Consider the following 18933-nt stretch of genomic DNA (forward strand, 5'->3'; position numbering starts at 1 on the left):
GCGCGGCTATGATGCGCGCGGGCGGTCGGGTTCCACATGATGGTTTCCAAAGTTGGTGTCGCAACCCCTCGGAATCATATCGAAACTCGGCCGTCCACCGTTACGTCAGCGTTCTGACACAGCCTCTAAGGCAACGAGTGCGCGCATATTTTCAACGGCAAACTTCATATTGTGCTATCGGGCGTCGTCTTCAGCTAAACCCCTACGGCGGGTTTTCGCACTTAAAGGTTACGACGCCGCATACTCTAAAGTACTTCAGGACCGAGATGCGCCAATTGAAGACTGGACGTGGACCAGTCTAGCGGATGAGTGTGCTATGCGGCAGGGCTATCCGAGTTCTAAAGAGGCGAAAAAGAAACTTGGAGACTTGTTTGATCAGCTTGTCGGGGAGCTTGCGGTTGAACTTGCTCGCCGTGTGTTTCGAACTGCTGCGATTGGAGGAGGCGCAGGCATCAAGCGTCGTGATACTATCCTGCGGTCTCGAGCTACCCGCGATAGCGTGATGCAGCACCCAGGTGAAGATGTCGAAAATTTCTATATCCTGAATGGCGAGCAAATGATCTTTTATGAAGATCGATTGGTTGAAATTGATGGTATGACCGTTCCAGGAGAAATCATTACGGACGTATGGACGGATATTGGTTGGACTGGCATCGCGCGGGAAGGCGATGTCGAATTTAAAAACGGTAAGAAGCCCGAGGCTTTAATCAAAAGGATCCTCGAACTCGCGACCAATCCAGGTGATTTGATCCTAGATTCCTTTGGCGGGTCCGGCACCACCGGTGCCGTTGCGCATAAGATGGGCCGTCGCTGGATCATGGTGGAGATCGGGGATCACGCGGACACCCACATTGTCCCGCGCCTAATCAAGGTGGTCGACGGGAAGGACCAAGGCGGTATTTCCAAGGCGGTCGGTTGGGAGGGCGGCGGCGGGTTTCGCTATTTCACGCTCGCTCCCTCGCTGCTGGAGCGCGATGCTTATGACAACTGGGTGATCGCGCCTGAGTACAACGGACCAATGCTGGCGCAGGCGATGTGCAAGCATCTTGGCTTTACCTACGATCCCGCGCAGAGTGGCGACGGCGACGAACGCGACGCCGAATGGTGGCGTCATGGCCGATCGAGCGAGCGCGACTTCCTCTATGTCACCACGCAGGCGCTGACGCAGGATGCCTTGCGGCTGCTGTCGGAAGAGGTCGGGCCGGACCGCTCGCTGCTGATCTGCGCGCGCGCGTTCTCGGGCAACATCGACGCGTTCGAGAATCTGACGTGCCGCAAGATTCCGGCCAGCATCCTGAGCAAATGCGAATGGGGCCGCGACGATTACTCGCTGAACATCGCAGCGCTGCCGGAACGGGAAGCGGCCGACGACGCGCCGGACGCCGGACCGCTGTTCGCGGGAGAGCCGGCCAATGGCTGACCTCACTCGCGACGATCGCCTTCGCCGTCAGGTCGCGCAGCGCCTGAGCCTGCGCAAGCCGCAGGAAGAGGCGCTGCGGATCCTCGCCGACGTGGCGGGGCGGCTGGATTGGGATGCCGCGGCCGACCCGGCGGCGCTGCTTTCCGAGATCCGCGCGACCTACCCCTCGGTCGAGAGCTTCGAGCGCGCGTTCCCGTCGCTCGCCTTCGCGCTGGCGACGGGTGTCGGCAAGACGCGGCTGATGGGTGCGTTCATCGCCTGGCTGTATCTGACCGGCCGGTCGAAGAACTTCTTCGTCCTCGCGCCGAACACCACGATCTATGACAAGCTGGTCACCGATTTCTCGCGCCAGTCGTCGCCCAAATACGTCTTCCGCGGCATCGCCGAGTTCGCGCAGACCCCGCCGATCATCGTCACCGGCGACACGTGGGAGGAAGGCCGCGGCATCCGCGGCTCCGACCTGTTCGGCGGCGAGGCGATCATCAACATCTTCAACGTCGACAAGATCAACAAGGAGAAGGGCCGCATCCGCTCGTTCCGCGAGACGCTGGGCGAGAGCTATTTCGATTATCTGTCCCGCCTGCCGGACCTCGTCATGCTGATGGACGAGGCGCACCGCTATCGCGCCAAGGCAGCGGCGAATGCGGTGTTCGAACTCAACCCCCGTCTAGGTCTGGAACTGACCGCCACGCCGAAGACGGTCGGCGCGTCGCCGAAGGATTTCAAGAACGTCATCTATTCCTACGGCCTCGGGGAAGCGATGGCCGATGGCTACGTCAAGGAACCGGCGGTGGCGACGCGCGCCGACTTCCGGCCGGACGGCGTCGCTGCCGACGAGCTGGAGCGGATCATGCTCGCGGATGGCGTGACCTATCACGAGCACGTCAAGGTCGAGCTGGACCTCTACGCCCGCCAAAGCGGGCGGCCGAAGGTGCATCCGTTCATGCTCGTCGTGGCGAGGGACACCGCGCACGCGGGCGCAATCCGTGCCTATCTCGAAAGCGAGGACTTCCACGGTGGTGCCTATCGCGGTCGCGTCGCCGAGGTCCACTCCAACCAGACTGGGGAGGAGTCGAACGAGGCGATGGCGCGCCTCGTCGGGCTGGAACACGACGCGCAGACCGACATCGTCGTCCACGTCAACAAGCTGAAGGAAGGCTGGGACGTCACGAACCTGTACACGATCGTGCCGCTGCGCGCGTCGGCGTCGGAGATCCTGACCGAACAGACGCTGGGGCGCGGGCTTCGCTTGCCTTACGGCACGCGCACCGGCGTCGAGGCTGTCGACACGCTGACGGTCATCGCCCACGACCGTTTCGACGAGGTCATCAGGCGCGCCCGCGAGCCGGGCTCGATCGTCAAGCTGAAGGAGATCACGATCGGCGAAGGTGGCGACGTGACGCCGGACGCGCGCGAGGTGATGACGGTGCCGACCGTGGTCGAAGCGATGTTCACCGGGCGCGTTCCGATGGCAACCGTCGTGCGCGAAGGCGACGAGCCTGCGCCCTATACACCGCCTTCGCCGGAGCAGGTTGCGATCGCCGACGCCACGCTGGCCTTCATCCGCGAGCGCGAGCGCTCGTTGCCTGGCGGCCTGGCCGACCTCAAGAAGCCTGAGGTGCAGGCGGCGATCGCCGCTGATGTTCGCCGCGCGACGGCCGCGGCTCAGGGCAGCTTCGACGCAGTGATGCAGCCGCCCGCCGTCGAGGCGCTGGTGGCGGAGATCGCCGTCGGCATCGCTGCCAACACCATCGAGATCCCCGAGATCGTTGTGTTGCCGAGCCGCGAGGTGAACTTCTGGTTTGACGACTTCGACCTTGAGGGACTGGACGGCATCCGTTTCCGCCCGTCGAGCGACACGATCCTAATCCGCAACCTGCGCGACGACAGCCAGCGCGAACTCGCCCGTGAACGCGCCGGCCCGCGAGAGCGGCGGCCGGAGGATTACATTATCCGCCACCTGATCGACTATCCGGAGGTCGACTATGACAGCCACGCTGACCGGCTGTATAAGTGGGCGGGACAAGTGATCGCTCGGCTGCGCGGCTACCTTGCCACCGAGGAAGAGGTCGAAGCGGTTGCGCTGGAGCACGGTCGCGCGCTCGCCCGCTTCGTATTCGAGCAGATGCGCCGCCACTATCGCGAGACGCCGGTAGAATATCGCGCCAAGCGGGTGCGCTCGTTCAAGACGCTCAAGCCCCAGCAGCTCGGCGTGACGCTCGACAAGCGTCTGCCGCTGACAGAGGCGGCCAATCCACTATCCGCGACGCCGGGCATCCTGTTCTTCGGCTCGCAGAAGAGCCCGTATCAGTTCCACAAGTTCGACAGCGACCCGGAGCGCCGCTTCGCCGCGCTGATCGACAGCGACAAGATGCCTGCTGTAATCCGCTGGCTGCGGCCGGCGGCGGGGCAGTTCGATATCGAATATGATCGCGGACGCCGATACGAACCAGACTTCGTCGTCGAGTGCATCGACCGCAAGCTGATCGTCGAGGTGAAAGCGGAACGCGATCTTGCCGATCCGGTCGTCCAGGAGAAAGCCCGCGCGGCGCGGGCCTGGGTCACCAATGCAAACACATTCGCGGCCGAAGGAGATGGCAAACTCTGGAGCTATGCGTTGCTGTCTGAGCGGGACGTCACCGAAAGCCTCACCATGGCAGGGGTGATGGCGAAGGCGACGTGATCGTTCGTGCGCATCTTATCCGTCCATACAGGCGGCGACGAACATTATAGACATCGTGATCGTCACCTGATGCGGCTGCGGACCTGATCCAAGAAATTGTCCCAGAAATAGGCGGCGGCACCAGCGGCGTCGAGCGGTCCATCCGGTCGCACATGGGACATCGCATTACGCGCGCCGAACGCGAGACCGTGGGGGGTGTCCTCGATCGGCAGCCAGTCATTCATCGAGTTTCGCGTGCTCGTCGCCGTATCATAGCTCAGGCATAGCGCGTTCCGCCACATATCGCCGCCATGCCAGATGCTGACCTGGCCGACGCGCTTGCCATCAAGATAGGCGCTGGCCGCAAACGAACGGCTGTCGATCCGCTCGAAGTCCGTGTCGATGCGGGGGTCGGATGCCTTCAGTTCGGCGAGCTTCTGTTCGAACAGCGCTGCCGTTGTCTGAAACCCCTCACGCAGGAAGCGGTCGCGATCAAGGTCCGTCGGCTTAGCGGCGATGCCGAGCAGGTTGGAGGCGTTCGCTGGCCGGGGCGTGGAAATCGCGGTATTCGGCTGGAGCGTTCTCGCATCGGTGGTCCGGGCACTGCGCGCCCGATCAGCCTTCAGCATATCGCGGATAGCACCAACGGCGTTGTCGAACGCCGTGTCGGCATCGGGCCAGCTGATGACGGGCTTGCCGTCCTTAGGCAGCGCGACGAATTCCGACAAGGTTTGACCATCGCCGACCGGCACGCCTTTCCACTGGCAGGGTCGCAAGAAGATCGAAACCACGCGCGCCGTGCCGTCACGCTGGCGTGCGAAGGCGCGCATCATCTCCTGCTCGTAGCAATATTCGGACGCAACGAAGGCCGCCGACAAGAGCAGAATGACAAGATCAGAAGCGGCCAAGGCTGCCTGCACGGCTGGATCGAGATGCTCACCTGGGCGGAGCATCCCGTCATGCCAGATGTCGATCAGCCCCTCGCGCTGCAGCGGCGCGAGGTGTTGCACCAGTTGTTCCTTCAACGCGGTATCGGCGTGGGTGTAGGATATGAAGCCCGTCGTCATTTCCAAGGTTTAGCGTGTCAAGGCGTGCGAGACCACGCCCGCCGCACGGTCGATGATGATAGCGCCGCTATCGTTCATGCCGGCCGACAAAGTCGTGTCAGCGTTCATTTTGCTACGACCTTCTTGCGGATCGACGGCGCTTGTTCTAAATACGTTCCGTCCGGGTCCTGGAATGGGCCGGAGGTAGAGTCGATGCTCGAACCAAGCGCTGCGACGCTTAGAGCTGAGGATGGCCTCACCCGGATGTGCGGTGTCTGGTGCACAACCAGTGAAGGTGTAGGTGCAGCGCCTTCCTTGCGGGCCCCATGGTGGGGTGCAATGTCGGCAGCGGGGTAAATCCGCTCCTGGCTTGGGGTGTCAGACCTCCAGGTCGTTACGACAGTCGATCATGATCGACTGCTCGGGCGATTCTGGAGGAAACCGATGCCCGATCTTCTCTCTACAGATAATGTTGCGAACGATCCCGTCGTGCAGGGCAAAGGCAAGCCGGCACGTGTGGCCAAGGCGTCGAAGGGCGGTGCGAGCGCAACAGGCAGCGCGCGGAAACGCGGGAGTGGCCAAGCCGAACTAAAATACGGCGGCGCACTGACGTCGGCCCTCGCACAGGCGCTCGCGCTCGAACCGCAGACGAAGACCAAGGATCAGCTGGCCGCGAGCGTTCTCGCTGACGTGATCGCCGCGATGAACGCCTTCCCGGGCGTGAAGCTCAAGAAGCTGTGGCCGCTGCTCAAGGAACTCGGTGCCGAGAATGACGGGGCTACCTTCCGACGGGCGCTCGTGCGCGCGTTGAAGGAGGAGGCGGAACGCCAGCCCGTGATCGCGCTGTCCCTCCAGACCCGCGCGCCTCGCGTCGATGAGGCCACGCGAAAGTCGGCGAAGCCGGATGTGGCTGCGGCGAAGCAGCCCGTCGAACCGGCGGCCACGTCAGGCACATCCACGATCGAACAGGAACTGCGCGGCCTGCGCGCGCCTGGGTTCTGATCGCCAACCCGCAACCGCGGAACGCGGCAACAATCGTCCATTCAAAACGGATCGGCGGGGTAGCCCGCCCGAAAGGTATTCATCATGGTCATCAAGTCATTTCGCAGCAACCCGAACAAGCCCGGCACGGTCGGCAACGGCCCGCAGGCTGGCGGCATCGCAAAGTCAGCCGGCGTGATACAGTCCTCGGCCATCGCGCTGCTCGCCGGACTGCGGGTCGGGTTCATCGACGCCGACAGTACGACTGCGGCGACGTCGTCACTGGTCGATCAATCCCGTCACACCGTCCTCAAGCTCACCGACGATGCCGATTTCACCGACCTTGCGCAGCGGACCTTTGCCGGGTTCGACTTGGTGTTCATCGACTTCGGCGCCGCCCAGCTGTCGAACCCCGAGACGATCCTACCAACGCTCGGCATCATGGATGCGTTCGGCGGCGCGGCGAATTGCGCGCTCATCCTCAATCAGATCCCGCACAAGACCGGGCTGACGGCGGATCTCAACCGTATCGGCAGCTTCTTCTCGCCACGTGCCCAGATCCGCATTGCCCGACACAATATCGATGGCACGGGAAAGTTCGAGGACCTGCCCGCCGCGCTGGCGAGCTTTCCGGTTCATTACGTCGATAACTTCCCTCCCAATGTCGATGACCTGTGGCGTTCCCGCCACCTCCTCCCTTCTGACCTGATCGACGCGCCGCCGCCGGGCTATGAATTGGCGACAGCCAAGATTGCGCTGCATCTGCTGCGGATCGCGGAATCCGGGAACTTTGCGGAGTGGCTCGGCGCCAGTGCCGCGATCCCCAAGCTGCGAGCCGCTGCCGAGGACGCGCTCAAATACACCCCGCCGCTGCCCGCCGAGCAGCTCACCAATGCCGTGCTGACCGCATACGATGGATTGCAGCGCGCGATGCACAAGGTTCTGCACGCGCACTCCGACGTCGACTGCGTCACATCGGCAAGAGAGGCTCAGCACTACGATCGCGAGTACCGCGCGGCGAGAGCCTGACCCGAGCGCGTCGGCTCGCTGGTTTACCTGCCAGCGTCGTTCGAATCGGTGTCGTACGGCGCTGGCGTTCCAAAGCCACAAATGTCGGCGCTGCGCGTGATCTAATGTCAGATCTACCCGATCGCCTTTCTGAAGTCGGTGGAGGGGAAAAGTGCAGGATGGGCCCGGTTAACCGGGCCGGCAGGTCGCCATTCCGCGCTGCGCTTGTCACGGCGACCTGAGGAAGCAGATGATGGCCCTTAGCCCGAACAAATCTATCGCATCGTCGCCCCAGACCCTGACGGTCGGCGCACGCATGACGCTCGACGAAGTCGAGAAGATCGACGCAGCCGCCCGCGCAGCGCACCTCGACCGATCGGCCTATATCCGCCGCGTGCTGAAAGGGCGCGCCATCAGGTTCTACCCCATGGAGATGCTGCTCGCCGAGGCCGTCGCCTTGTTCTGCACGATGCGGATCAGCGTTGAGCTCGGCCGCCCGGATGGTCTCGCAGACGCGTTCGACCGGCTCGACGCGCTGCTGGATCGGTTGTGCGTCCTGAGCATGGAAGAGCCACGCCCGTGATCGGAAAGAGCATCGGCCTGAACAACCGGCGTGCGCGGCGTGCCATCGATCGTGAACTCAGACGGAAGGGATTGCCGGCGACGATCGTCTCGCCCGAGCAGGTGCGCGGTCGCGCGGCGGCCTTGACCGATTATCTCCGGGATGCAGATCCGACGCAGCTGCGCCGACTGGAACTGGCGGGTGAGGAAAGCCATGCTGCGCTGGTCTACATCGCCGACGTCGCGGCGACGATTGCTGAACTGCAGCGCGTCGAACCCGGCGAGAAGGTCGACGTCATCGGCTTCAGGAATTTCAGGAGCGACGACTTCGTTCGATGCCAGCGCGAGATGATCGCGACGATGATGCGCTCGCCCGGCATCGATCCGCTCGAGCATTACGTCCTCGCCTGGCAGGGCCATGAGCAGCCGACCGCTGAACAGGTCCACCAAGTCGCCGAGATCTTTCTCGACGCGATGGGCCTGAGCGAGAACCAGGCGATCTACGCCGCTCATTCAAATACGGCCAACTATCACCTGCACATCGCCGCCAACCGTGTGCATCCGAAGACGCACCAACGCATTGCGGCGGGCGGCGACTGGCAGGTCGATATGATTCATCAGGCGGTCGCCATGATCGAACATGAACAGGGCTGGGCATCTGAGCCGAACGCGCTCTATCGCGCCAATGAACACGGCGTCTTTCACAACGAAACCGGAATTCAGGTCCGTGATGTCACCGGAATCACCGGCCGATATCCCAGCAAGGAGCAGCGCGCCGAGAGCCGTGAAGCATCGGCGGCGGAGAAGGAGAAGCTGCCGATCGAGGAACAACTGTCGGAGGGTGCGCGCGCCTACGAAAGACGGACCCAGCTCGCTTCATTCGAGCGGCTCGCGAAGACGGTCGTCAAGCCGATCCTGAGGACGGCACGATCGTGGTTCGAGGTGCACCAGCGCCTCGCTGAGCAGGGCTTCGAATATGAAACCGGCGGATCCGGCGCGCGGATCCGGTGGGCCGACAGCACCCTCGCCGCATCCACCGCGGATCGATCCGCTGCGCTCGGACAGATGGAAAAGCGATCCGGCTTCGGACCCTTTATCGCTCGCGATCCATCGGTCGACGTTGTCGAGCGTCGCCCAATGTCGCTGACGCCGGACAAGGGGCCGGAGCGCTACTGGGCCGAACGACAAACCTATGCCACCGGTGTGGAAACCCTGAAGGCTCATCTCCAATCGCAAAGGGCTGCGATCGAACAGAGCCTCGTCACGATACAGGACTGCATGTCAGCCGACATCATCGCTGTAGGTTGGGCGAATACTGGCACGATGCTGAACGTCGCGCGTGGCGTCGTGGGGCATGAGCATCGACGTCTGACCACGGTCGTCGTCGAGCAGTTCCGGGCGGCTGCGAAGGCGTTGCCGACGCTTCAGAACTTTCCAACGCTGGCCGCCTGGTCTGCCGGGGCATCAGCACCGGTCCTGCCGTCCCTAGAAAACATGACCATGCCGACCATGCTCATGTCCCCGGGATATGGGTCGGCACCGCTACCGATCGATGTGCCCGGTTATCGTCGTGTTGCCGTTGGCCGCGCTTTTCATCACCTCGACGAACACGGAAACGCGGCGCTCCGCGACCTCGGCGACCTCCTCATGGTCGATCATGCGGACAAGCCGGAAGCAGTTCGGGCGGCATTGCTGCTCGCGCAGAAGAAGTGGGGATCGGTTTCGATCGTCAGCGGTGACGCGGCGTTCCGCGATCTGTGCGCCCGCCTAGCGATGGAGGAGGGCGTGACGCTGACCAATGAAGCAGCTCCGATCGAAGCCACGTCCGCATCGCGTGATGCGCAACTGCCGCTACCCATAGCGGAGAGTGGCCATTCAATCATACCGACGCCAGATCAACTCGGCAGCAAGCAAATGACGGCGGAACCGCGTATGCGCTCGCCGGATTTCGAGCCAGTCTCGATCTACGGCGACTTCCCGTTCCTTCATGATCCGCCTGACGACGCAGACGACCGAACGGCTCGGCAGTTCGTCGGCCTTAACCCGTTCGTTGACGCGTGGCTGATCGCACACGGGCGTGACGCTCAGGATTTCGTCAGGCTTCGACCGCTGGCCAGCCGGATCATGCATGATGACGAAGCCCGCGCGGTTGTGACGCAGATGCAAGCCGAAGGCTGCTCGGAAGCGGATCGTATCGCCCAGCAGGCACAGTTCCACCAACGTCAGCAGGCCGCGCTTCGTCAGGTCGCCATGCACAGATCGTGAGACTCACGTTGCCCGCCGGCCCCGGATCGAGCCGAACTTCTGCCATTCCGCCGGGCGCAGCCGCAGCGGCATAACGGGCAGCTCCGGCAGGAGGTCGCCCAGCGCGGTGACCAGCGGCAACAGCAGATCGAGACCCGGCTCCTCCTCGTACGACGCGGCGGTCTCCCCGTCGGGCACGTGACCGAGGAGATACTGGCGCAGCCCCGGATCGAACTTGCGGTCGCGCCAGAACGACGCCACGCGAGTGCGGATCGAGTGGACGTCGACGTCCTTGCGCCCGCGCTTCTGGCTGGTGCCGTTCGGAAAGTGGAAATCGCGCAGGGGCTCGAACACCTTATCGTAGAAGACGTGGTCGAAGCTCATGCTGGCCTTGGGATTGTAGAATTCCGGGAACAGCAGTTCGTGGCCAAGCTCGCGCATCGCGCGAACGTGGTCGAGGAAGCCAAGCCGGATCAGCGCCGGGCTGATCGGTACCTTGCGGTCCGACTGGCCGTTTTTGAGCAGGCGATAGGCGTTGTCACGGAAGTGGATGTAGGGAACCGGCGCGTCCTCAAAGATGTCGACCAGCATAAGGCCGGCCGGTTCCTCAGATCGCCCGCCGGTGCAGACGACCAGCGGCAGCCCCCAATACATGCCGTCGTGAATGACGACGTCGCCGGGTGCCAGCCGATTCCAAAGCCCCTTGCAGCCGGCCCAGACGGGCCCGGAAACGAGGGTGCGCAGGTCGGCCTCCGCCCAGGGCAGGCGCTTGCCGCCCTTACGGCCTTTTACTTTGCGGCGCAGCTTGCCGAGATCGACGTCAGGCGTGACGTAGCCGTTGGCGTCGGCGAACTTGAACAGCGCGCTGAGCCAAGTGACGTGCTTGTTGTGGGTGATGTCGCTGATACCGACGGTCGGCACCAGCTCGCGCTCGGCGGCGACCGGATCGCGCTTCCAGATCGCGCGGAGGGCGTCGCCGCGTTCGATGACGGCTGTCATGCCGCCCTCGATGTCTTCGCGGGTATGGCCGTAGCGGCTCGGCAGCCGCGGAAAGAGCGCGGTCATCGCGCTGCACGCCTGTTGGTCGATCTCCGACAGCATCAGGTCGCCGTTCGCGGCCAGGAACAGGTTGACAACGGCGTCGATGTCGCGCCGCCGTTCTTCGCGCCATTCGCGGTCATCGATCTTCCGTTGCAGGCACGTTGCGGCCAGCGTCGACAACGGCACGTCGATCTTCCCGGCCGATCGGACGGCGGCTGTAACGACGGGTGCCGTCACTGTCGCTGTCGGAGCCGGCGTTGTTGCCTGTGTGGTCTGGGGCGGCAGCGTCGGCTCCGCCGACGACGCCGCCAGCGCTGCACGAGCCGGCAGGTCGAGCAGCCGTCGCAGCGCGCCCGGCAGCGGCCAGACTTCGGCTTCGGGGTTGGGCAGGTCCAGCCCTTCAGTCGCGGCGAGGCAGGCGTTGCGATAGGCCGCCGCCGCGACCCGCGACATCGCGCGCAGATTGTCCTCGGTCGGCTTGACCCCGGCGGCCCGCAGGTAGCTTGCCAAATGGTTGTGGCCGATCGGCGACCCACCGTGATGCCGCGCCACCGTCACGAACAGGGCGTCTGCATCACGGGGCGACAGATCACTGTCGGCGAGCTGTTGCCGGAACGCCTCGTCCGCCTCGGGCGGCACGGGCGTCGAAGCGATCAGCGTGAAGTAACGCGCATAGGCAAGATTGATCGCGGCGTGTGCCTCGGCTCGAAACGGCGTCGCTGCCTGCTGGACGATGTAGCGGTCGAGCGTCGCCTCGAACGCCGTTTGGTACACGGCCCGCATGTCGTCGGGCGCGATCCGCGTCCTCAGCTCCTCGGCAATCACCGTCTCCACCGTCTTCATCTCCATCTCGAGGTACCCGGCACGGGCTCTGGCCTCGCGGGGGCATCGCGTTTTCAGCGACATCCGGATGGTTATAGGATCGTTGACGACGGCGACGAAGCGGACCGATCTACGCCACCACTGGGTGGTGCCGCGGGGATAGATGTTGGTGGCCATGCGCACTCCGGCTGGCATGGCGGGCACAGGCGCGCGCACAGCGGCTGGCACAATTCTGGCACAATTGTGCGAAACGATTCGCAACCAATTACCCGCCTCCTGAGAAAAGGCGGGCTTTTCGGTCGCTTTCGATTGACAAAGCCGAAAGTTGGTCGGGGAGACAGGATTCGATTTCTGCTCCTAGTGCTTTGTAAAACATTATTATTTCCCCTGAACAATCTGAAAATGCCTCCCGTTGTGTCTCCAGTCGTCGGGGCTAGTGGGGCGCGGAAATCTGCTCTTGGATCCAGCGTTCGATGTCGGACAGCAGCCATGCGACGCGCGAATCGGTGATCGCGTAGGAGCGCGGGAACGACTTTCCGCGTCGCCGATAGATGGTGGCGGTGCTGAGCGAGGTCCGCGCGCGCACTTCCTTTAGGCTGATGAGACGATCGCCCGGCGCGATCATGACGTGATCGTTCACGTTTTTCCTCTCTTTGCTTCTTCGTAGGCTGATGAAAGGCGATCCCATGCGGCGCGATCGCCGCCGGCATTGGGGTGCGCGTGCTTCGCGGCCGCCCGGTAGGCCGAATGGATTTGCTCGAGGGATGCGGTCGCGTCCGTGCGAAGCACCTCCCACCATGGCGTCGGGCGAGGCAGCGCGACATGGCCTGCGAAGGCCTGCCGCAGATCCGCGACCCCCCATCGCTCCTGACCGCGCAACGCATCGATGTGCGCGGCGATCGCGCCGATGTTGTCCTGAACGCTGTCCCACTTGTCGCAGGCGAGAACGTGCGGTTTCCGATCCAGGCTGAAGTAGAGCGCCACGCCAGGATCGTCCGGATCGCGTCGGCTAAATTTCTGATCGCGCCCGCCCGATGCCGTATAGCGGATGTTGGTGGTGACGATGATGTCAGTGGTCCGCCACGTCTGCCCTGGGCGCGTCATGGCGCTCAGCTGCTCGGTCAATCGCCGCCTCGCTGTAGTCATGGTCAGCGGACTGCCGCCGGCGCGAAACAGCGCCGGCTTGCGATCGGCGGTCCTGGGCCGACCATTGGGCCACTGGAGAGGGAAGCCCATCTGGACGTCGAGGCCCTTCATCGGCGCGCCTCCTGACGCGCTTTCCACTCTTCGAAAGCGGCGGCGTGGGACTGACAGAGGTGCTTGTTGGCCGCCGGCGACGTGGCACAGCCGGCGCAGATCGGGGCGTCGCAAGTGCCGCTTCGACGCTCTGGCACCTTCCAATCGCAAAGGAAGCGTGCCCTGTTGCCGCAATCGCAGCGTTTGGCGCGCTCCGATGTGCAAATGATGGCAGATCCGCCTGAAGGCAGGGCGACATGCTCGCATGTCATTGGACGCTGCTTCCTCCGGTCGCGCGAGACGCAATCAGCACCTGCATCGCCTGCTGGGTGCGCAGCTGCAGATCGGTCATCGCGGTCGTCCAGATCCGGACCGGTTCGGCGTGAGGATATTGGTCGCCAAGCAGGATGGTCGCTTTCGCCACCATCACGGCCGACAGCTGGAATGCGAGGGAAAGGGCGTCGTGATGGCGCTGGTCGCCAAGATCGGTTAGCGCCATGGTTCGGTCGAACGCGCTCTGCATCAAGGCATCGATCTGAGGCTCGATCTCCTCGCCAATTCGTATGACCTCTTCGGCCATGTCGCGGTGCATGTGATCGGTCGTCACGCCGGTTCCTTCCGACGGAAGTGCTTCAGCTGGTCGACCCATTCTTCTTCTGCGGCCGGTTCAGTGTCAGGTCGAACCTTGCGGAAGTGCGCGGCAAGCCAGTGCCGAGTGTCTGGCTTGCCCTCGAAATGCAGGAAAATACCGTCGCAACAGACATCCGAGACGCGAAGTAAATCGCCCTCCGCCGGATCAATGTTGTCACCGGCACCGCCCTTAGCCTCTATGCAGACGGCTAAATCGCCTTGGCCCCAATCCTCGGTCGAGCGGGGCAGGCCGGCGAGTATGAAAGCCCTGATGAAACCTATGAGGCTCATTCGGCGGCTTCCTTCAACTCGGCCAGCGCTGGCTTCGGCGGCGGTGCGAACTGCATCAGGGGGTGGACCCAATTGCGGGCCTTGCGCAGGGCGCGGGTGACGGGTGCGGTGAGCTCGCCCGCCTTCATCTTGCCCCATGTGCCGAACGCCATCTTGTCGACGTGCGGTTTCGCCAGCGCCAGGCGCTGTGCCTTGGGCAGGAGCTCGACGAGTTCCTCGGTAGGCTCGACGTATCCGCGCAGGGGGGCGTCGTTCAGACGCACGCCGGCGGCGAGGAGATCGTGCAGGGGCACCTGATAGCCCGGCGCATTCAGGCTGCGCTCGAGCAACAGGCCGGCGAGATATGCACCCGCCTTGTTCTTCCACAGTTCCGTCTCGTCGAGATAGGCGCGGAAGGCTGTGGCGAGATTCTTCTCGCTCATGCTTGCATGGGCGCGCAGCTGCTCGCCCTCCTTCGTCCAGCGCATGCCGGCGACAGATCGCTTCAGGTGAGGCTGGATGACCTGCCAGCTGCCATTGTTCGACTCATAGCCGCCGGCAAGGCGGCGGGCACCGAGCTCATGGCCGTAGCCGCCCGCCAGTTCGAAGCGCAGCAACGACCAGGTCGCATAGTCGCGGCCGTAGGTGCCGTCGTTCTCCGCGTCATCGAGGAGGGCGCAGCGGAGCACCTCGCGTCGCAGGCCGCGCAGCACCTGGACGCCGTCGGCCGTCAGGCCATGCTCATCCTTGATCGCGAAGTCGGCCTTCTGCCGTTCGCCGAAACCGTAGCTGCTATCGATGGCGACGCCGCCGCGGCCGGGCTTGGGCATGATGGCGCGAACGGCGGCTTCGGCCTCTACCTTTGGGATCGGCCTGGTCAGGGGAGCGCGGGCCGGTGCGGCAGGCTTTTCGGCGTCGCGCTTCGCTTTTCGGCTCGCCCACCAGAAGCGGGTTTCCAGCGTCCCGTCCTGCTCGATCTCCAGCGTCGCGAAGATGTCGCCCTCCGGAAGCGCCAGCGTCCGGCGGGAATCGATCTGCGCGAGCTCCTGCTCGAGCGGCTCGTAGTCGACGTCGATCGCGGCGATCGCCGCGTCCTTCTCTTCCTGGCTTAGTGCCGGATCGCTGAGCAGAAGTTCGGCCCGCTTCTCAAGCTCGGCCATTTCATTCTGCACATAAGCCGACCGGTCCGCGTCGTCGGGATGGACGTCGGCAGGGTCGGCGCTGATCTCGAGATCCTGCGCCCATCCGCCGTAATTTCCTTCCTTCGGCGGGCTGGCTTCGAAACGCAGCTTGCGGTCGGATGTATGGTTCGAAACCTGCTGGCGGATGAGGGCGCGGGCGCTCTCCAGCTTCGCCTCGACCATCTGCAGGAGGAGACCCTCGTCACATACGCGGCCGCGCTCCTCCGCCTGGTCCGCGAACAGGTCGAGCTCATAGCGGCCGCCGGCGTCACGATAGGCCTTCTCGCCGACGAAATGCAGCAGCTTGGTCAGTTCGCTGTCGCCGACCTTCAACAGCCGGCGAATGATGCTTGGCGCGTGGGATTGCTCGCGGTCGCCGCGCAGCATGAATGCGCGGAAAGCGTGCATCTGCATTTCATGATCGTCAGTCGCGCCGAACGCCATCGCGTGGCGCGTGCCGATTTCGCCTTTCTCGAGAGCCTCGAAGATCGGCTCGGCAAGATTGCCGAGGCGGTTCCACTGGCGAATGACCTCGACCGATTGGCCGTTGGTGTCGGCGATCTCCTGAAAGGTTCGGCCGTTGCGGTGCGCCAGGGCGACGGCAGCATATTTCTCATAATCGCGCAGATCCACACGGACGATGTTCTCGGCCAGGCTTAGTTCGCGCAATTCGCCTTCATCGGTGATGTCCCGGACGATGACGGTAATCGGATGGTCGGCAGGCAGCTTTCCCTGCGTGATCAGCAGGCTGAACGCGCGGTACCGACGGCCGCCCGCAAGCGCGCCATGGAGCTTCTTCTTTCCCGGCCTGGTCGGCATCGGATGAACGACCAAGGGATAAAGCTGGCCGCGCTTCAGGAGCGACTCCGCCATGCCGACGATGGCGGTGGCGTCGGCCTGGTTGGTGCGAACATTATATGGCGAAACACATAGCTCGCCGATCGTCATTGTCTTAAACATGGGACTTCTCCTGGGCAGATTCTCCTTGGTGGGGAGGTTTGGAAGGGAGGTTGCCCCGCGCCGGGACAGGGCATTCGCCCGGCGCGGGGTCGCATCGTCTGCCGGTTGCATTGGGGGGATGGCAGACGAGCGATCTTGGGCGGCCGTGATCAGCGTTGGCTCCGGGCACGTGACCAGAGCCAACTGATGGCCGTCATTCGGAAATTCGGCATCGAGCGCGCGACATTCGCCGCAGGCGCAGAGGACGGCTGCGGCGCTCATTGGATCACCTGATAAAAGGCGATGTCGAACTGCGATCCGGTGATCGCCCAGTTGCAGCCGGTCCGGCCATCGGCCGCCCAGCCCGGAGGGCTCATGGGATTGTCGTCACAGGAGCCTTCGCGCCCATGGACGAGCCAGACCCGGACCCGCTTGCCCTCGGCTTCCGCCGGGCAATATCCGGGGTTCGGCTTCATGGCTTTGCCACTCCGGCAGAAGCGCGGGCACGATCGTCGAGTTCCTCGATACCGAAACCCTTGCCGCCCCACCCGGTGCTGATCAGTTGCCAATCCGGCAGCGCCACGAGTTCAGGTGGCGGCGTGTATCGGCCTTTCAAATAGGCGTCGAAATCGACAAACGCGGGGTCGAAGTCGTCAGACATCGGCCTGCTCCTCATCCTGCAAGGGATTTTCGAGCCGTTCGAACGCCGCATAATGCGCAGCCTGGACTCGCTCGGACAGCGCGGGATCGGCCAGCCATTCGATAAGCCTGAGGCCGTTGCTCGCCTGATACTCCTGCAGGTCATCCAGGCTGGTGATGGCGTCCAAACGGGCCAGATAGTCGTCGAGCTCGGGCGATCGGGCGATATTATCCGCGATCAGCTTCGCCGCGATCTCCTTGGCGGGCGGACGGGGCGCGCGCGTCGGAGCGCTGACGGTGCGCTTCTCGTCGCGTTCGCGCATGACCTGACCGAACCACGAGACGATGAAGTCGAGGCAATCCGGGCAGAAGTCCGCGTTTGCGAAGCCGACCGGTCGGCCTTCCCGCTCGCCTGTGATCGTACCGGAACCCCACCGCGCGAAGGCATCGAGCTCGCGCGCTTCTACCTTCGCCTTGCAGCGATCGCATTCCCGCACCTCGATCCGGTCGCGGCTCATGCCGGCGCCCCATCGAAGAGGATCGCGCGCACGCGGTCCTTGGTCATGGAGCGGTCAAGGCGGTAGGCGCGGTTCGCGACCTGGGAGACGCTGTCGCCCTCCGCGAACATCGCGCGGAGTTCATCCGCCGAGTAGGGCCGACGTCGGATCCTCGTCGCGTAAGGCATTGCTACATACCCTCCATCTGCGCATCGATCGACTGCAGGCCAGCGATGATCCCGCGCAGGCCGCGTCGGCTGATCGCGATGGCGATGGCCTCGCCGGTCGGCGCGAAGGGATTGCCGCCCCATATCGAAATGAGTGCCTTGTTCATTTCAGGGATCGGCGCCCATCCCAGCGATGCGCCTTCGCCCACCGGGAGAAGACGAAAGCAGCCGGCCTGGAAGCCGTCCGGGATCCAGGCGCAGCCGTTGTCATCCAGCAGGATGGGGATCGAGAAGGGCTCGATCGGCTCGGCCGCGATTGGCGGAAGAAGGTCGATGGAGGCGACCATCACTCCATCCCCAGCGCTGCAAGGTAGGTGCGCAGGATCGCGTCCTGCTCCTGCCGGTCATGCGGCTGCATCTTCCGCAGCCGGATGATCTGGCGCATGATCTTGGTGTCGTATCCGGTCGCCTTACCTTCCAGGTAGACGTCCTTGATGTCGTCGCCGAGGCCCTTCTTCTCATCCTCAAGGCGCTCGATGCGCTCGATCAGGAGGCGCAGATGGTCGGCCGCGATGTTGCCCTCGCTCATGATGAGGATCCTTCGATGGCGGCCTGAATCTGGCCGGGGATGTTCGCAATCAGGCGGTCGCGCAGATCCGGCTGCAGGGTGCCGAGCGAGACGGCGAGGCCGTTGACGTGATGGTTCGCCATGCCGAGCGGCAGGGTGATGGGATTGAGGTTCGGCTCCGCGCAGAAAGGCAGCATGGCGTTGTGCTGCGCCGGGGTGCAGGCGAGCGTGATCGCATTGGCGATCTCCTGCGCCTTGGCGATATCGTCCGGCGAGAAGTCGGCATCCGGCATCAGCGGGTGAGCCATTCCGCGACGCCCGGCCCGAATTTCACCGTGGCGAGCATGCCTACGGTCAAAGCGCCAAGGATCAAGCCCGCGCGGGCGGCGGCGAGATCGGCGGGATCGACGACGTCGGGGACATAGGGCGTCGGCTTTGCCGGCCCGGCGCAGCGGTCGCAGGCGCAGGCCATGGGGTGGATAGCTTCATGCCGCATGGGGCAGATCCTTTCCGGTGCAGGAGGTGCAGGTGTCGGGGCCGGACCAGGCGCAGCCATGGCCGGTGGCTTGATCCAGGCAGGCGTCATGTTCGGTGCAGCCGCACAGGTGGCAGATGCGCGGCTCCTCGCCCGCGTCTGGACCGTAGCTGCGCAGGGTGATGAGTCGGAGCAGCACCTGTCGGGAGAAGCGGAAGGCGTCGGCGAGCGTGGCGATGACGTCGGGGCTCAGTGCAGCAATGTCGCGCTCGATGCGGTCGATCCATGCGACCTTGTCGATCTCGCCATAGCGCGGGTTGGTCGAGACCATCGCGGCCACGTCCATGAGGGTAAGGCCGGCGGCCACGCGGCGGAGTTTCAGGTAGGTGCCGGGGGTCATCATCAGCGCGCCTGCGCCTTCTGTTTGCGCGGACGTTCAAGTCCGTCCGCGCGGGCAACACAAAAGCCATCCCGAAAGCGCGTCAGACGCTACAGGCTGGCCGGTTAGGACATGGTTTTTGGTTGGTGGGGCGTCCCCCAGCGGGG

Annotated in this window: 22 protein-coding genes; 6 read left to right on the forward strand and 16 right to left on the reverse strand. The window is 64.0% G+C overall.

Annotated features, from left to right (window positions below; genetic code table 11):
- The first annotated feature begins 316 nt into the window (after positions 1–316).
- The gene (locus tag ACFQ24_RS01895) at positions 317–1420 is read left to right on the forward strand and encodes a DNA methyltransferase (protein WP_380908655.1); all 1104 of its coding nucleotides are present in this window, start codon (positions 317–319) and stop codon (positions 1418–1420) included.
- On the forward strand, positions 1413–4103 hold the full coding sequence (locus ACFQ24_RS01900; protein WP_380908657.1) for a DEAD/DEAH box helicase family protein: 2691 nt from the start codon (positions 1413–1415) through the stop codon (positions 4101–4103). The genes ACFQ24_RS01895 and ACFQ24_RS01900 overlap by 8 nt, the downstream gene beginning before the upstream one ends.
- A gap of 62 nt (positions 4104–4165) precedes the next feature.
- Here ACFQ24_RS01900 and ACFQ24_RS01905 read toward each other — a convergent pair whose 3' ends face one another.
- The gene (locus ACFQ24_RS01905; RefSeq protein ID WP_380908659.1) at positions 4166–5149 is read right to left on the reverse strand and encodes a toll/interleukin-1 receptor domain-containing protein; all 984 of its coding nucleotides are present in this window, start codon (positions 5147–5149) and stop codon (positions 4166–4168) included.
- Between the two features lie 423 nt (positions 5150–5572).
- On the opposite strand from ACFQ24_RS01905, the gene ACFQ24_RS01910 reads away from it, so the two are divergent.
- From ACFQ24_RS01910 to ACFQ24_RS01925, 4 genes are all read left to right on the forward strand, one after another.
- Complete coding sequence (locus ACFQ24_RS01910; protein WP_380908661.1) at positions 5573–6130, forward strand: hypothetical protein; 558 nt, start codon at positions 5573–5575, stop codon at positions 6128–6130.
- Positions 6131–6214: 84 nt separating this feature from the next.
- On the forward strand, positions 6215–7138 hold the full coding sequence (locus ACFQ24_RS01915) for a ParA family protein (protein WP_380908663.1): 924 nt from the start codon (positions 6215–6217) through the stop codon (positions 7136–7138).
- A gap of 232 nt (positions 7139–7370) precedes the next feature.
- Positions 7371–7700, forward strand: coding sequence for a plasmid mobilization protein (locus ACFQ24_RS01920; RefSeq protein WP_380909032.1), 330 nt, complete (start codon positions 7371–7373; stop codon positions 7698–7700).
- Complete coding sequence (locus ACFQ24_RS01925; RefSeq protein ID WP_380908665.1) at positions 7697–9943, forward strand: relaxase/mobilization nuclease domain-containing protein; 2247 nt, start codon at positions 7697–7699, stop codon at positions 9941–9943. Before ACFQ24_RS01920 ends, ACFQ24_RS01925 begins: the two co-directional genes overlap by 4 nt.
- A gap of 3 nt (positions 9944–9946) precedes the next feature.
- On the opposite strand, the gene ACFQ24_RS01930 is transcribed toward ACFQ24_RS01925, so the two are convergent.
- The 15 genes from ACFQ24_RS01930 to ACFQ24_RS02000 all read right to left on the reverse strand — a co-directional run bounded on the left by ACFQ24_RS01930 (position 9947) and on the right by ACFQ24_RS02000 (position 18790).
- Positions 9947–11962 (reverse strand): hypothetical protein, encoded by a 2016-nt coding sequence (locus ACFQ24_RS01930; RefSeq protein ID WP_380908667.1) that lies wholly within the window; start codon positions 11960–11962, stop codon positions 9947–9949.
- 256 nt (positions 11963–12218) lie between these two features.
- Positions 12219–12425, reverse strand: a complete 207-nt coding sequence (locus ACFQ24_RS01935) for a helix-turn-helix transcriptional regulator (RefSeq protein ID WP_380908669.1) — start codon at positions 12423–12425, stop codon at positions 12219–12221.
- The gene (locus ACFQ24_RS01940) at positions 12422–13042 is read right to left on the reverse strand and encodes a J domain-containing protein (RefSeq protein ID WP_380908671.1); all 621 of its coding nucleotides are present in this window, start codon (positions 13040–13042) and stop codon (positions 12422–12424) included. Before ACFQ24_RS01940 ends, ACFQ24_RS01935 begins: the two co-directional genes overlap by 4 nt.
- Positions 13043–13289: 247 nt before the next feature.
- On the reverse strand, positions 13290–13628 hold the full coding sequence (locus tag ACFQ24_RS01945; RefSeq protein ID WP_380908673.1) for a hypothetical protein: 339 nt from the start codon (positions 13626–13628) through the stop codon (positions 13290–13292).
- On the reverse strand, positions 13625–13942 hold the full coding sequence (locus tag ACFQ24_RS01950) for a hypothetical protein (RefSeq protein ID WP_380908675.1): 318 nt from the start codon (positions 13940–13942) through the stop codon (positions 13625–13627). The genes ACFQ24_RS01945 and ACFQ24_RS01950 overlap by 4 nt, the downstream gene beginning before the upstream one ends.
- Positions 13939–16062, reverse strand: coding sequence for a ParB/RepB/Spo0J family partition protein (locus ACFQ24_RS01955; RefSeq protein ID WP_380908677.1), 2124 nt, complete (start codon positions 16060–16062; stop codon positions 13939–13941). Before ACFQ24_RS01955 ends, ACFQ24_RS01950 begins: the two co-directional genes overlap by 4 nt.
- 257 nt (positions 16063–16319) lie before the next feature.
- Positions 16320–16517 (reverse strand): hypothetical protein, encoded by a 198-nt coding sequence (locus ACFQ24_RS01960; protein ID WP_380908679.1) that lies wholly within the window; start codon positions 16515–16517, stop codon positions 16320–16322.
- The gene (locus tag ACFQ24_RS01965) at positions 16514–16702 is read right to left on the reverse strand and encodes a hypothetical protein (protein ID WP_380908681.1); all 189 of its coding nucleotides are present in this window, start codon (positions 16700–16702) and stop codon (positions 16514–16516) included. The genes ACFQ24_RS01960 and ACFQ24_RS01965 overlap by 4 nt, the downstream gene beginning before the upstream one ends.
- Entirely contained in the window at positions 16695–17198 is a 504-nt protein-coding gene (locus tag ACFQ24_RS01970) for a hypothetical protein (protein ID WP_380908683.1), read from the reverse strand. Before ACFQ24_RS01970 ends, ACFQ24_RS01965 begins: the two co-directional genes overlap by 8 nt.
- Positions 17195–17365: a hypothetical protein gene (locus tag ACFQ24_RS01975; RefSeq protein ID WP_380908685.1), complete on the reverse strand. Its 171-nt coding sequence runs from the start codon at positions 17363–17365 to the stop codon at positions 17195–17197. Before ACFQ24_RS01975 ends, ACFQ24_RS01970 begins: the two co-directional genes overlap by 4 nt.
- A gap of 2 nt (positions 17366–17367) precedes the next feature.
- Entirely contained in the window at positions 17368–17691 is a 324-nt protein-coding gene (locus ACFQ24_RS01980) for a hypothetical protein (protein WP_380908687.1), read from the reverse strand.
- Positions 17691–17933 carry a DUF2312 domain-containing protein gene (locus ACFQ24_RS01985; protein WP_380908689.1) on the reverse strand — a complete coding sequence of 81 codons (243 nt, stop codon included), beginning with the start codon at positions 17931–17933 and terminating at the stop codon, positions 17691–17693. Before ACFQ24_RS01985 ends, ACFQ24_RS01980 begins: the two co-directional genes overlap by 1 nt.
- Entirely contained in the window at positions 17930–18220 is a 291-nt protein-coding gene (locus tag ACFQ24_RS01990; RefSeq protein WP_380908690.1) for a hypothetical protein, read from the reverse strand. The genes ACFQ24_RS01985 and ACFQ24_RS01990 overlap by 4 nt, the downstream gene beginning before the upstream one ends.
- A complete protein-coding gene (locus ACFQ24_RS01995) occupies positions 18205–18408 on the reverse strand; it encodes a hypothetical protein (RefSeq protein WP_380908692.1) in 204 nt (67 codons plus the stop codon). The genes ACFQ24_RS01990 and ACFQ24_RS01995 overlap by 16 nt, the downstream gene beginning before the upstream one ends.
- Complete coding sequence (locus tag ACFQ24_RS02000) at positions 18398–18790, reverse strand: helix-turn-helix domain-containing protein (protein ID WP_380908694.1); 393 nt, start codon at positions 18788–18790, stop codon at positions 18398–18400. The genes ACFQ24_RS01995 and ACFQ24_RS02000 overlap by 11 nt, the downstream gene beginning before the upstream one ends.
- Positions 18791–18933: the final 143 nt, after the last annotated feature.

It is taken from the genome of Sphingobium olei (assembly GCF_042678845.1).
Taxonomy (GTDB): domain Bacteria; phylum Pseudomonadota; class Alphaproteobacteria; order Sphingomonadales; family Sphingomonadaceae; genus Sphingobium; species Sphingobium olei.